Genomic DNA, 12,786 nt, shown 5'->3' on the forward strand with positions numbered 1-12,786 from the left:
TCAGGTGCGCCGGCTCCGCGAGAGCGCGCCCGGCAGGCCGACGAGCGCCGTGAGCGCGGCGGAGACCGCGAGGCTGACCAGCGAGGCCGACCAGCCGTTGGCCGGGTCGATGCCCAGGGCCGTCTGGGCGGAGCGCCACCACGCCGTCCAGCCCGCTCCGGGCCCGGCGAGGGAGGTGGGCAGCGTCAGCTGGTAGGCCACGAACCCCGCCACCCACGGCAGCAGGAGCAGGGGACGGGACGGCGCGGTCTCCGAGACGTCCCAGGCGCCGCGGGGGAGCAGGTGGTAGGCCACCACGAAGACCCCCACCAGGGGCACGAAGACCGCGCCGATGAGGAAGAGGAACGGCTCGTACGCGGCGATGTCGAACGCGAGGGCGAGCAGCGTCGCCACCGCGCCGGTGACCACCGCGAGCACCCGGCGGTCCAGCCGGCCGGCGAGGTTCTGCGCCGAGACCGCGGTGGAGTAGACGTTGGCGAAGGCCTCGTCGACCTCGACGACGAGGAGCACGAGCACCGCCAGGAGCCCCAGGGGGACGGCGAGCAGGGCGTCGATCATGTCCAGGCCCGCCGCGCCGTAGGCGGCCAGGGCCAGGGCACCGAGGGTGAACAGCGCGACGGTCGCCCCGCCGTATCCGAGCGCCGCCCCGGTGAGCGCAGCCCTCGGCGAGCGCGCGTGGCGGGTGTAGTCGGCGACCAGGGGGAACCAGGACACCGGCAGGGCGATCACGACGTCGGCCGCCGTCCAGAAGGACGCCGCCCCGCCATCGCTCACGGGGACCAGCGGCTCGGCGAGCACCTGGGCGAAGAGGTGGAGCACCGCGGCCAGCGCCGCCCAGACCGCGTAGCGGGCGAGGACGCGCGCCGCGCCCAGGGGCCGCAGCGCCATGGCGGTGGCGAGCGCCCCGGCGCCGAGCACGAACGGCCAGCGGGGGGCGTCCAGGGCCCGCGAGGCGGCCTCGGCGATGATGACGATCTCGAACGTCGCCCAGCCGACGCACTGCACGAGGTTGAGCACCGTCGGCGCCACCGAGGCGCGCCGTCCGAACAGGCCCCGCATCAGCACCATGGTCGGCACGCCCTCGCGGGCGCCCGCGGCGGCGCCGAGGCCGAGCAGCAGGCCGCCGATGACGGCGCCGACGACGATGGCCAGCAGCGTCGCGCCCAGCGGCCGGCCGGCCAGCACCACGTAGGTCGCGGCCACGGGCAGCAGCAGGCTGGTGCCGAGGTTGCCCCACAGGCCCAGGCAGTCCCGCAGCCCCAGCGTCCTGGCCGCCGGTTCGGCGAGGGTGATCGGGGCGTCAGGTGCTGAGGACGGACGGCTGGTGACAGACGTGTTCACACGCGCTCCCTACGCCGGCATTACCCGGTCAGGTTCCAGCGGTCGGCGGCACGTCCAGCCACCCTCTCAGCCCGGTTCGTCCGAGCTCCCGCACTGCGGCGGCGACTCTACGCCACGGGGCTCAACAGTCCGCTAGGACCCGTGCTCCCGCAGCCGCCGCGCCAGCTCGGCGGCTGCCGCCGCCGGGTCGTCCGCCTCGGTGATCGCCCGGACGACGACCACGCGGCGCGCGCCGGCGTCCAGGACGGCGTCCAGCGTCGAGCCCTCGACGCCCCCGATGGCGAACCACGCGCTCCCGCCGGCGACGGCGGCGGCGTGGCGCACCAGGTCCAGGCCCGCGGCGGGCCGACCGGGCTTGGTCGGCGTCACCCAGGTCGGACCCACGCACGCGTAGTCCACGTCCGGATCGGCGAGGGCCGTGTCGAACTGCCGCGCCGAGTGCGTCGAGCGCCCGAGGAGGACGTCGGGGCCGAGGATGCGGCGCGCGGCGGCGGGCGGCAGGTCCTGCTGGCCCAGGTGGAGCACGTCCGGGCGGGCGACGGCGGCGACGTCGGCGCGGTCGTTGACGGCCACGAGCCGGCCGTGGTGGCGAGCGGCCGCGGCCACCACCTGCAGCAGCTCCAGCTCCTCGGCGGCCTCCAGGCCCTTCTCCCGCAGCTGGACGACGTCCACGCCCGCGCCCAGCACGGCGTCCAGGAACGGTTCGAGGTCGCCCTGGCGGCGGCGGGAGTCCGTGCACAGGTACAGGCGCGCGTCGGCGAGGGCGGTGCGGCGGTCGGGACCCGGCACGCGCGCCAGTGTGCCAGCAGGGCTACGGTTGAGGTCCACGGGAGCCCGGGCGCGGGCTGAGAGGGCGAGCGCACTCGCCGACCGTCGAACCTGATCCGGGTCATGCCGGCGAAGGGAGCGTCCATGGCCGGTGTCGCCTCCGCGGACGTCGTCGTGCTCGGCGGCGGCGTGATCGGCACCGCGTGCGCGTGGCGCGCCGCGCAGCGCGGCCTGCGGGTGGTCCTCGTCGACCCGGCGCCCGGCTCGGGCGCCTCGCGCGTCGCCGCCGGCATGCTCGCCCCCGTCAGCGAGCTGCACCACGGCGAGGAGGCGCTGCTGCGCCTGAGCCTGCTCGCGAGCGCCGACTACCCGCGCTACGTCGCCGACCTGCAGGCGGCCAGCGGCGCCGACCCCGGCTACCGCGCCTGCGGGACGCTCGCCGTCGCGCTGGAGGCCGACGACCGCGCTCGCCTGGCCGACGTCCGCCGCGCCCAGCAGCGGCTCGGGCTCGACGTCGAGGCCCTGAGCGGGCGCGCGTGCCGGCAGCTGGAGCCGCTGCTGGACCCCGCCGTGTGCGGGGGCGCCCTGGTGCGCGGGGACCACCAGGTCGACCCGCGGCTGCTGCTCGCCGCGCTGCAGGCGGCGGCGCGCGCGGCCGGGGTGCGCACCGTGGTGGCCGCGGGGCGGGTCGAGGTCGAGGGGGGGTGCGCGGTCGGCGTCCGGCTGGACGACGGCGCACCGGTGCGCGCGGAGCGCGTCGTGCTGGCCACCGGGGCGCGCGCCCGCGGCTCGGCGCCCGCGCACCCGCCGGTCCACCCGGTCAAGGGCCAGGTCCTGCGGCTGCGCATGCCCCCCGGCGAGCACGTGATCTCGCGCACGGTGCGCGGGCGCGTGCGTGATCGGGAGGTCTACCTCGTGCCCCGGGCGCACGGTGAGCTCGTCGTGGGCGCCACCACCGAGGAGCGCGGTTTCGACGAGACCGTCACCGCCGGGGCGGTCTACGAGCTGCTGCGCGATGCGCAGGCCCTCGTCCCGGCCGTCAGCGAGCTCGAGCTCGTCGAGGCCGCCGCCCGCTGCCGCCCGGGCTCCCCGGACAACGCCCCCATCATCGGCCCGTCGAGCGTGCCCGGGCTGGTGCTGGCGGTGGGGCACCACCGCAACGGCGTCCTGCTGTCCGGGACCACGGCGGACGCCGTCGCCGACGTCCTCACCGGCGCCGGCCTGCCGGCGCACCTGTCCGAGTTCGGCCCCGACCGGTGTGCACCGCGACCAGCGGTGCTGGAGGAGGTGGGAACGTGAGCGCCAGCACGAGGGACCCCGCGGACGCGGCCTGGAGCGTGGACGTGGTCGTCAACGGGGAGCCGATGAGCCTGCCCGTGGGGGCGACGGTCGCGGACGTCGTCGCCCGGCTGGCCCCGGACGCCGTCGGCGGTGCCCGGGGCACCGCCGTCGCGCTCGGGGACGAGGTCGTGCCCTCGGGGAGCTGGGCGGCCACCCCGGTCGTCGCCGGGGACCGCCTCGAGGTGCTGCGGGCGGTGGCGGGCGGATGACCGCGCAGCTGCACGCCCCCGCCGCCGGCTCGCCGTCCCCGACCCCGGGGCCGGCCGACGCCCCCCTGGTCGTCGCGGGCGAGGCGTTCACCTCCCGCCTCATCACCGGCACCGGCGGCGCCGCCAACCTCGAGGTGCTCGAACGGGCCCTGCGCTCCTCCGGCACCCAGATGACCACGGTTGCCGTGCGGCGCGTGGACCCCGGCGCCCGCGGCGCCCTGCTCGACGTCCTCGACCGCGTCGGTGTGCGGGTGCTGCCCAACACCGCCGGCTGCCGCACCGCCCGGGAGGCGCTGCTCACCGCGCGCCTGGCCCGTGAGGCCCTGCAGACCTCGTGGGTCAAGCTCGAGGTCGTCGCCGACGAGGAGACGCTCCTGCCCGAGGCCGTGGAGCTGCTGGACGCCGCGGAGCAGCTCGTGGAGGACGGGTTCACCGTGCTGGCGTACACCAACGACGACCCGGCTCTGGCCCTGCGCCTGGAGCGGACCGGCTGCGCCGCCGTCATGCCGCTCGGCGCCCCCATCGGGTCGGGCCTGGGCATCCTCAACCCGCACAACATCGCCCTGATCGTCGAGCGCGCCAGCGTGCCGGTCGTCCTCGACGCCGGCGTGGGCACGGCCTCGGACGGGGCGCTGGCCATGGAGCTCGGCTGCGACGCCGTGCTGCTGGCCACCGCCGTCACCCGCGCCCAGGACCCCGAGCTGATGGGCCACGCCATGCGCCTGGCCGTGCAGGCCGGGCGCGCGGCCCGCGGCGCCGGGCGGATCCCGCGGCGCCGGCGCGCGCTGGCGTCCTCGCCGTGGCAGGGCCTCGCCGACCTGGGGGAGCGTCCGTGACCACGGGAGCACCCGGGGCCACGGGAGCATCCGGGGCCGCCCGGACCACCGGCGTCCTGCCGCCGCTCGTCGAGCCCGCGCCGGAGCTGACGCCGGAGGAGGCGCGCCGCTACGTCCGCCACCTGCAGCTGCCGGAGGTGGGCCACCTCGGCCAGCGGCGCCTGAAGGCCGCGCGGGTGCTCGTCGTGGGCGCGGGCGGCCTCGGTTCTCCCGCGCTGCTGTACCTGGCGGCCGCGGGGGTCGGCACGATCGGCGTCCTCGACGACGACCTCGTCGAGGAGTCGAACCTCCAGCGCCAGGTCGTGCACGGCTCCGGCGACGTGGGGCGGGCCAAGGTGGACAGCGCCGCGCGGGCCGTGGAGCGCACCAACCCGCTCGTGCGGGTGGTGCGCCACCGCGAGCGGTTGACGGCGCAGAACGCGGAGCGGCTCGTCACCGGGTACGACCTCGTCCTCGACGGCTCGGACAACTTCCCCACCCGCTACCTCGTCAACGACGCGTGCGTGCTCGCGGGGAAGCCGTGGGTGTGGGGGGCGGTGCTCCGCTTCGACGGCCACGTCGCGACCTTCTGGGCGCAGCACGGGCCCCAGTACCGCGACCTCTTCCCGGAGCCGCCGGTTCCCGGGACGGTGCCCTCGTGCGGGCAGGCGGGCGTCCTCGGCGCCGTCTGCGCGGTGGTCGGCTCCGTCATGGCGGCCGAGGCCGTCAAGCTCATCACCGGGTGCGGGCGGTCGCTGCTGGGCCGCGTCGTCGTCCTGGACGCGCTGTCGACCACCTGGCGGACCCTGCAGCTGCGGCCCGACCCCTCCCGGCCGCCGGTGACGGGGCTCGCCGAGCAGCCGCACGCGTGCCGGGCGGGCACCACCGAGGACCTGCCGGTCGTCACGGCGGCGCAGCTGGCCGACCGGCTGCGCGCCCGGGAGGCGGGGGAGGAGGACTTCCTGCTCGTGGACGTCCGCGAGCCCGACGAGCACGCCGCCTCGTCGATCCCGGGCGCCGTCCTGGTGCCGCTCGCGAGCATCCTCGGCGGCAGCGGGCTGGCGGACGTGCCGTCGGACCGGCCCGTGGTGCTCCACTGCGCCGCCGGCGCGCGCTCGGCCCGCGCGCTGCGGGCGCTGCTGGACCGCGGCCACGCGGACGCGGTGCACCTGCAGGGTGGTGTCGCGGCGTGGACGGCCGCGAGGACGGACCCCGGCCCTGCGCGCTGATCCCCGCCGCCTGGTCGACCGCCGTGACCGTCTCGCTCGGGGTGCTCACCCGGGCGGACCTGCGCCCGGGCCCTCGCGGTCCTCGTGCTCCTGCGCGTCGTCCGCGTCGTCCGCGTCGTCCGCGTCGTCCGCGTCGTCCGCGTCGTGCCCGGAGGCCGCGTACCAGTCCGCGTAGGCGGTGGTGCGGGCCATCCGCCGCGTCAGGTCCGGGGCGCCGTCGTCCCACCACACCGGCCCTCGCTCGCCGAGGGCGCGCTTGGCGGCGTCCACGCGGGCCCTGGCCGCCTCGCGCGCGGCGGGGTCCCCGGCGCGCATCGCCTCGCCCTTGGCGCGGCGGGCCGCCATGAGCTCGCGCACGAGCGCGGCCCGCTCATCGGGGTGCAGGCGGGGGTCGGCGCGGCGCCACAGCCGCCCGCGCACGACGAGGTAGCGGCCGTCCGGCGTGACCAGGGGCACGGGCGCCGAGCGTAGGACGCCGCCGCTCCGGTGCGCGGCGCGCCGGGCGCTCAGGCTGGGCCGACCAGGCCCGCGACGATCTGCGCGGACAGGCCCACGAGCGGGATGCCGCCGCCCGGGTGCGCGGAGCCGCCGACGAGGAACAGGCCCGGCACGGGCGAGCGGTTGGCGGGGCGCAGGAACGCCGCCCGGGCCCCGTTGCTCGACGAGCCGTAGATCGAGCCGCCGACGCTGCGGGTCTCGCGCTCCAGGTCCGCGGGCGTGCGCACCTCCCGCCACAGCAGCCGCTCGCGCACGTCCAGGCCCCGCTGCGCCATCACGGCGAGCACCCGGTCGGCGTACGCGTCGGCGAGCCCGGGCGCCGTCCAGTCGACCCCGGCGCGCGGGTCGTGCGGGCTGTGGCGGGGGGCGTTGACCAGCACGAACCACGCCTCCGAGTGCTCGTCCGGGCGCAGGGCCGGGTCGTCGGGCACGCTGGCGTAGACCGTGGGGTCCGCCACCGGCTGCGGGCGCCCGCGCAGGCGCCCGGTGCCGAAGACGGCGTCGAACTCGGCGTCGTAGTCAGCGGGGAAGAGCACGGTGTGGTGCGCCAGGCCCGGCGTGCGCCCCCGCAGCGCCAGCAGCAGCACGAACCCCGACAGGGACGGCGTCGCCGCGGCCAGGCGCGCCCGCGCCGCCCCGAGACCCGCCCCCGGGCTCCTGCGCAGGCCCCTGCGCACGCCGGGCCGCGCTCGCCCGGGCAGCAGGTCGCCGTAGAGGGCGGTCGCGTCGGCGTCGCTGACCACCACGTCGGCGGCCAGCCGCTCGCCGCCGGCCAGGCGCACCCGGGCGACCCGCCCGCCCTCGAGGAGCACCTCCTCGACGGCCGTCCCCGTGCGCACGAGCGCGCCGCGCTCGCGGGCGCGGTCGGCCACCGCCTCGACGAGCCGGCGCAGGCCCCCGCGCACGTACCAGGAGCCGTGCGCCTGCTCCAGGTGCGGCACCGCGGCCAGGGCGGCCGGAGCGCGGCGCGGGTCGGAGCCGGTGTAGGTGGCGTACCGGTCGAGCAGCGCCGTCAGCCGGGGGTCGTGCAGGTAGCGGCTGCCGAGCCCGCGCAGCGACCGCCACGGCGCGATCGTGGCCACGTCGCGCGTCCCGCCGGGCCCGGTCGCGAGCCGGGCGAGGGTGCGGGCGCCGTCCAGGGGCGAGGTGAGGAACGGCGTGCGCGTCGCCTCCCACACCCGCTCCGCGCGGGCGGCGAACGCGGCCCACTGGTCGCCGCGCCCGGGCCCCAGCGCGTCCTCCAGCGCCCGGTGCAGGGCGGCGGGGTCGCGGTCGGGCACGCGCAGCTGCGTGCCGTCGGCGAAGCGGTAGGCGCAGGCCGGGTCCACCGGGACGACATCGACGACGTGCCGCAGCGGTGCGCCCGTGGCGGCGAAGAGGTCCTCGTAGACCTGCGGCCACGTCAGCAGGCTCGGGCCGGTGTCGAAGGCGAATCCGTCGCGCTCGAACCAGCCCAGCTTGCCGCCGACCTGCGGCGCCTGCTCGCAGACGGTCACCGCGTGCCCGAGGGCGCCCAGGCGCGCGGCCGCGGCGAGCCCGCCCAGGCCGGCACCGACCACGACGACGCGCGCCACGGGTGATCGAGCTCCTGTCCGCCGGCCGTCAGCCGGCGGCCGGGGCGATGGTGCCGCCGACGGTGAACTGCTGCTGGCCGCCGGCGGAGACGACCGCGACCCGCAGGTCCTCCTGCCCGCCGCCGCGGGTGAAGGTCGCGCCCTGGGCGTTCGGCGTCTCGGCGAACCCCGCGGCGAGCAGGCGCTCGCGGTAGAAGGCCAGGACCTCCTCCGCGGGAGCCGTCGTGGCCGCCGTGAGGCTGACCTGCTGCAGGTCACCGACCGGCACCGCGCTCGTGGACGTCACCGTCGCCCCGGGGAGGACCGGCACCAGGTCGGTCGGGAAGCCCTCGACGACACCGCCGGCGGACGAGCCCGTGCCCGGGGTGGTCTGCGAGGCGGTGGCGCCCTGCTCAGCGGGAGGGGCCTCGGAGGCCGTGCCGCCCGAGGCGGATGCCGACGCGGACGCCGACGCGGACGGTGCCGTGGACGGTGATGCGGACGTGGACGGCGCGGTGGACGTCGATGCCGGCGAGGTGGCCGACGCGGTCGCGGAGGCCTCCGGTGCCTCGGCGCCGCCGGAGCACCCGGCCGCGAGGAGGAGCGCGGCGGCCGCCGCGGCGGTGCGGGCGGCCGCGCGGCGGGTGCGGGCGGCGCGCACGGCGGTCCTCCGGTTCCTCGGCTGCTGCGGACGCTCCCAGCGGAGCTCACCGATCGGGGTCACAGTAGGTCAGAGGTGCGACGGGGTGGTCGCGGCGCGGCGCGCGGGGACGGCGCCGGCAGGGCGCGGCCCTTCCACGCCAGCCCGCCGGTGCGCCGCAGCCGCCACGAGCGGACGAGCAGGTGCACCAGGAGCAGCACGGAGACCGGGTGCGCGAGGGCGTCCGGCCAGGCCCGGGCCCCCGTGCGCCGCGCTGCGACGACCCGCCCGGCCACGCTGGCGAGGTAGCCCGCGAGACCGGCGCGCGAGCCCGTCAGCGCCGCGGCGGCCGGCAGCACCCACACGAGCAGCAGGCCCGCGCCGAGCGCGACGGCACCGGCCGGGGAGCCGGTCGCCGACCACAGCGACTTCGCGTACCCGTCGCGCAGCGCCGGCCAGGAGCGGTACATGCGGCAGGTGGCCAGCGCCGTCCCGTCGACGACGCCGCCGCGGCCCCCGGCGGCCTTGACGGCGCGCACGAGGGCGACGTCCTCGAGCACCTCGGCGCGCACGGCCGCGTACCCCCCGGCGGCGGCCAGCGCCGCGGTGTCGACGACGAGCAGCTGGCCGTTGGCCGCCGACAGGGACGGGCGCGGGGAGCGCTCGGCCAGCCGCAGGGGCAGCGTCGTCAGCCACGACCACTGCAGCAGCGGCTGCACCAGCCGCTCGGCCGCGGTGACGGCCACCTGCCGCGGGTAGGGGCTGACCAGGTCCAGGCCGGTGCTGCGCAGCAGGTGCACCGCGGAGGCGAGGGCGTGCGGGGCGACGCGCACGTCGGCGTCGACCAGCACGAGCACGGTGCCGCTCGCGCGCGCGACCAGCTGCGCGCAGGCGTGCGGCTTGCCCAGCCACCCCGGCGGCAGGGCGGCGCCGGGCAGCAGCCGCACGCGCGGGTCGCCGGCCGCGGCGGCCGCGGCGGCCGCCGCGGTGCCGTCGGTGGAGCCGTCGTCGAGGACGAGCACCTCCAGGTCCGGCACGCCGGTGCTGGCCAGGACGGCGCGCAGGCACGCGCCGACCTGCTCCGCCTCGTCGCGCGCGGGCAGCAGCACGCTCACGCGTTCCGGCACGTCGGGAGGATCGCTGGGCGGGGTGCGCAGGAGGCGGGCGTTGAGCGCCGAGTGCGCCGCCAGCACCGCGGCCGCCCCCGCGCCGGCGCGCACCAGCGCGCGCACGGCACGGGTGGTCACAGGGCCGGCGCGCGGCTGCGGGCCGGGGCCTCGGCCGGGAGCGCGGCGGCGCGGGAGCGGACCAGCAGCAGCAGGTACGGGCCCACCACGAGGCCCATGGCGGCGAAGCCCCACGCCGCGACCGCCGGCCGCCCGAAGAAGGCGAGGTTGGCCAGCGTCGAGCCCAGCCACGTCCAGCCCAGCAGCAGGGCCGGGGCGCCCGCACCGAGCGAGGCCCCCCGCGCCGTCCCCGCCCCGCCGGGATCGGCGGTGCGGCGCGGCACGAGCGCGTGCAGCAGCGCCTGCATGACCAGCGCCACGAGCAGCCAGCCGGCGTAGTTCGTCAGCGGAACGCCGGGGGAGCCGGGCAGCGACGGCTCCGGGTGCTCCCACGCCCAGTGGCCGGCGGCGACCATCTGGGGGTCGAGGAAGAGGTCCCACGCCGCCAGCGCCCACGCGGCCAGCGGCACGGCCAGCGCCGGACGCGACCAGCGCGCCGCCACGGTCCGGCCGGCCAGCAGGCACGGCCAGGCCATCATCGTCCACGCCAGCGGCACCAGCAGGGGCACGCCGAGCACCTGGGGGCCCAGCGTCCCCGCGTAGGCGTAGTCCCCGAACGGCACGCCCGTCGCCACGCCCACGGCCTCCGCCACCACGCCGCCGACCCCGCCCACGGCCGCGAGCGCGAGCGCCGCCCGCAGGCCGTGCGTGGCGGCCGCGGACGTGACCGACGCGGCGCAGAAGAGCACGACGGCGGCGATCGTGGCGGCGGTCAGCGCGTGCCCGGACAGCAGCGGGTGCGCCACCTGGGCCAGCACCGCGGCGAGCGCCAGCGCCAGCGGCAGGCGCCTCACGGGTGCCGGCCCCGGTACGTGCCGTCCACGTCGAGGACGGCGAAGCGGGCGAAGAGCTCCTCGGCGTACCAGCGCCGCTCGGCGGTGCGGGCGACCACCTCCTGGTGCGCCGCGCGCCGGTGGGCGAAGCGCTGCAGGGCGGCGGCGTCGGACCACAGGCTGAACGTGCCCTGCAGGCCCACCGGCGCCTCCCCGACGCCGAGCGCCAGGCGCAGGCCCTCGACGCGCTGCAGGTCCTCCGAGACCGGCGGGACGGCGCGGCGGAAGGCGAGCTCCTGGCCGAGGCGGATGCGCGCGCGCGTGAGGGAGGCCACCGGCCCGCCCGCCCGCTCCCGGCTGGGCCGCGGGGAGCCGAACGGCTCGGCGCCCGACCAGCGGCCCCGGCTGGCCAGCGGCGCCAGCGCCACCCGCAGCCGCTCGGTGGCGAGGCGGCCCCACGCCCGCGCGGTGGCGCCGTCCTCGAACTCCTCGGCGTCCTCGGGGCGCTCCCACGCAGCCAGCAGGGCCCAGTGGCGCGGGTCGGCGTCGCGGGCGGTGAACGTGCGGCCGCTGCCCGTGCCCAGCAGCTTCCAGAAGCGGGCGGGGCCGCGGCGCAGCAGCGGCCGGTCGAGCGCCATGCGCGCGGCGGCGGCGGGCACCGAGCGCCCGCGCACGCCCCACACGTGCAGGGTCACCACGGCGGGCGGCTGCGACGCGCTCACGCCCCGACCGTAGACGCCGCGGCACGGGCTCGCGCTGCGCCCGTCCTCCGCGCGTCCTGCGCGTCAGGACGAGCGCGCGCTCGGGCTCGTGCGCGTGCTGGCACGGGCCGGCGGGCCGGCGTCCCCCGGACGGGCGCGCCGGGGTTGACGGCCGGGCGCGAAGACGATCTACTCCCCGTGTCGAACAGGCGTTCGACGCGGGAGCCGCGGCCCAGGGGAAGGGGAAGCCCTTGGGCCGCGGCCTCCCGGCGCTCCGCTGCGGCGGGGGAGGAGGGGCCGTGGGACGCCGGTCAGGGGACGTCGTGCACGTGCGCCGGGAGCCGGCGGGCGACGGCGCGCCGTCCGCGTTCGTCTGGCGCGAGCGCCTGTACGTCGTGCGCGAGGTCCTCGGCCACTGGCACGAGCGCGCGCCGTGGTGGGAGGGCGCCGCCGCCCTCGCCGTGCACGGCGTGGAGCCCTCCGGAGGGCGACCCGGCCGCCGGACCAGCGACCGAGCCGACGACGGCGCGGACGACGAGGTGTGGCGCGTGGCCGCCAGCGCGGGCCAGTGGGCCGCGGTGGGCACGTACGACCTCGGCCGGCCCGGCGGGCACGACGGCTGGCGCCTGCTGCGGGTGGTGGACTGACGTGGCCGGCGCCGCCGAGCTGATCGGGCGCGCGTCCGCCGGTCTGCGCGAGGCCGGCGCGGCGCAGGCGCCCAGCGACCGCTTCGTGACCGCCCACCTGGCCGCCCTGCGCGCCGGTGCCGCCGTCCTCGCCGTCCGGGGCGTGCGGGCCGGGCGCCGGCGCCGTCCGGTCAACGTGTGGGAGGAGCTGGCCGAGGTCGCTCCCGAGCTGGCCGCGCCCGCCGCCCGCTTCGCGGCCGCCGCCCCGCGCCGCGCCGCCGTGGAGGCGGGGCGACCGGACGCCGTGACGGCGGCGGACGCCGACCGGCACGTCCGCGACGCCGAGGCCTTCACCGCGCTCGCGGCCGACCTGATCGGCGCCCGCGCCGCGGTGCGGCTGCCCACCGCGTCCTGACCGGCCGCCACCGAGCCGTCCTGCGCGGGTGCCTGCGGGGCCCGCTGCCCGTCGTCCGGGGAGGACCTCGGCGCTGCGCGCGGGTTACGCCCCGCTCCCGGCGGGGTAACTCACCGGCTGGTTGAGAAGGCAGCCACGAAGCGTGGTGGCCCCGGAGGGCCCCGGTTCTGCGAGGGCGGGACGAGCGGTGGACGCTGGGATGTCGAGACCTGACCAGGACGCAGAGGCAGCTCGTCTCGAGCGCCGAGCCCGGGTCGTCTTCCAGCGCGAGCTGGCCGTCGCCCGTCGCCGCCCGCGCGGCCTCGCGAGGAGGGCGCTGGGTCCGGCGCTGCTCTCCGGAGCGGGTGTCCACGGCCTCGGTGACCCGCCCCCTCCGGCGGGTCCGCAGCCGTCAGCGCACCCGGCGCAGCCGGCCGCCTGACCACCACCACGGACAGCACGTCGTCAAGCACCCGGCAGCGCCGGCGTCCGAGCCGGCCCGCCACAGCGAGAGACCAGGAGGACGCGATGAGCGTGATGCGTTTTGATCCGTTCGGGGATCCGTTCCGGCAGATGGACCGTCTGAGCAGCCAGCTGCTGTCTGGAGCGCGC

At 78.7% G+C, this 12,786-nt stretch carries 13 protein-coding genes, 1 pseudogene and 2 riboswitches; of the genes and pseudogenes, 6 read left to right on the plus strand and 8 right to left on the minus strand.

The features are described from left to right. Together BLS82_RS13860 and thiE are read right to left on the minus strand one after the other, a co-directional pair. Window positions 1-1,341 (minus strand): purine-cytosine permease family protein, encoded by a 1,341-nt coding sequence (locus BLS82_RS13860; RefSeq protein WP_092866850.1) that lies wholly within the window; start codon window positions 1,339-1,341, stop codon window positions 1-3. Then, window positions 1,332-1,443, minus strand: a riboswitch (TPP riboswitch). (Overlaps the previous gene by 10 nt.) A gap of 30 nt (window positions 1,444-1,473) precedes the next feature. Continuing rightward, complete coding sequence (gene thiE / locus BLS82_RS13865) at window positions 1,474-2,130, minus strand: thiamine phosphate synthase (RefSeq protein WP_092866852.1); 657 nt, start codon at window positions 2,128-2,130, stop codon at window positions 1,474-1,476. A gap of 27 nt (window positions 2,131-2,157) precedes the next feature. After that, window positions 2,158-2,264, plus strand: a riboswitch (TPP riboswitch). Here thiE and thiO point away from each other — a divergent pair. From thiO to moeB, 4 genes are all read left to right on the plus strand, one after another. Then, a complete protein-coding gene (gene thiO, locus BLS82_RS13870) occupies window positions 2,254-3,408 on the plus strand; it encodes a glycine oxidase ThiO (RefSeq protein WP_092866854.1) in 1,155 nt (384 codons plus the stop codon). It overlaps the preceding riboswitch by 11 nt. Continuing rightward, window positions 3,405-3,659 carry a sulfur carrier protein ThiS gene (gene thiS / locus BLS82_RS13875; protein ID WP_218123919.1) on the plus strand — a complete coding sequence of 85 codons (255 nt, stop codon included), beginning with the start codon at window positions 3,405-3,407 and terminating at the stop codon, window positions 3,657-3,659. The genes thiO and thiS overlap by 4 nt, the downstream gene beginning before the upstream one ends. After that, window positions 3,656-4,495 (plus strand): thiazole synthase, encoded by an 840-nt coding sequence (locus BLS82_RS13880; protein WP_092866856.1) that lies wholly within the window; start codon window positions 3,656-3,658, stop codon window positions 4,493-4,495. The genes thiS and BLS82_RS13880 overlap by 4 nt, the downstream gene beginning before the upstream one ends. Beyond that, window positions 4,492-5,703 (plus strand): molybdopterin-synthase adenylyltransferase MoeB, encoded by a 1,212-nt coding sequence (moeB, locus tag BLS82_RS13885; RefSeq protein WP_092866858.1) that lies wholly within the window; start codon window positions 4,492-4,494, stop codon window positions 5,701-5,703. Before BLS82_RS13880 ends, moeB begins: the two co-directional genes overlap by 4 nt. A 153-nt stretch (window positions 5,704-5,856) precedes the next feature. Here the strand turns inward: moeB and BLS82_RS13890 are convergent. From BLS82_RS13890 to BLS82_RS13915, 6 genes and pseudogenes are all read right to left on the minus strand, one after another. Further along, window positions 5,857-6,159, minus strand: a pseudogene (locus BLS82_RS13890) (hypothetical protein); the annotation flags it as partial. Between the two features lie 50 nt (window positions 6,160-6,209). Beyond that, window positions 6,210-7,775 carry a phytoene desaturase family protein gene (locus tag BLS82_RS13895; RefSeq protein WP_092866860.1) on the minus strand — a complete coding sequence of 522 codons (1,566 nt, stop codon included), beginning with the start codon at window positions 7,773-7,775 and terminating at the stop codon, window positions 6,210-6,212. 28 nt (window positions 7,776-7,803) lie between these two features. After that, complete coding sequence (locus tag BLS82_RS13900; RefSeq protein WP_092866862.1) at window positions 7,804-8,415, minus strand: hypothetical protein; 612 nt, start codon at window positions 8,413-8,415, stop codon at window positions 7,804-7,806. 59 nt (window positions 8,416-8,474) lie between these two features. Beyond that, window positions 8,475-9,626: a glycosyltransferase family 2 protein gene (locus BLS82_RS13905; protein ID WP_218123921.1), complete on the minus strand. Its 1,152-nt coding sequence runs from the start codon at window positions 9,624-9,626 to the stop codon at window positions 8,475-8,477. A gap of 11 nt (window positions 9,627-9,637) precedes the next feature. Next, window positions 9,638-10,474: a carotenoid biosynthesis protein gene (locus BLS82_RS13910; RefSeq protein ID WP_176819100.1), complete on the minus strand. Its 837-nt coding sequence runs from the start codon at window positions 10,472-10,474 to the stop codon at window positions 9,638-9,640. After that, window positions 10,471-11,175, minus strand: a complete 705-nt coding sequence (locus BLS82_RS13915; RefSeq protein WP_218123922.1) for a monooxygenase — start codon at window positions 11,173-11,175, stop codon at window positions 10,471-10,473. Before BLS82_RS13915 ends, BLS82_RS13910 begins: the two co-directional genes overlap by 4 nt. Window positions 11,176-11,453: 278 nt before the next feature. On the opposite strand from BLS82_RS13915, the gene BLS82_RS13920 reads away from it, so the two are divergent. Beyond that, a complete protein-coding gene (locus tag BLS82_RS13920) occupies window positions 11,454-11,801 on the plus strand; it encodes a DUF6504 family protein (protein ID WP_092866866.1) in 348 nt (115 codons plus the stop codon). Window position 11,802: 1 nt separating this feature from the next. Continuing rightward, entirely contained in the window at window positions 11,803-12,195 is a 393-nt protein-coding gene (locus tag BLS82_RS13925; protein WP_092866868.1) for an SAV_6107 family HEPN domain-containing protein, read from the plus strand. The last annotated feature ends 591 nt before the right edge of the window (window positions 12,196-12,786 follow it).

This window comes from Quadrisphaera sp. DSM 44207, from assembly GCF_900101335.1.
GTDB lineage: Bacteria > Actinomycetota > Actinomycetes > Actinomycetales > Quadrisphaeraceae > DSM-44207.

What these genes read in the sequence shown, in the direction of transcription:
- thiO (WP_092866854.1), top strand. Translation starts at nt 2,254, where the DNA reads ATGGCCGGTGTCGCCTCCGCGGACGTCGTCGTGCTCGGCGGCGGCGTG.
- BLS82_RS13880 (WP_092866856.1), top strand. Translation starts at nt 3,656, where the DNA reads ATGACCGCGCAGCTGCACGCCCCCGCCGCCGGCTCGCCGTCCCCGACC.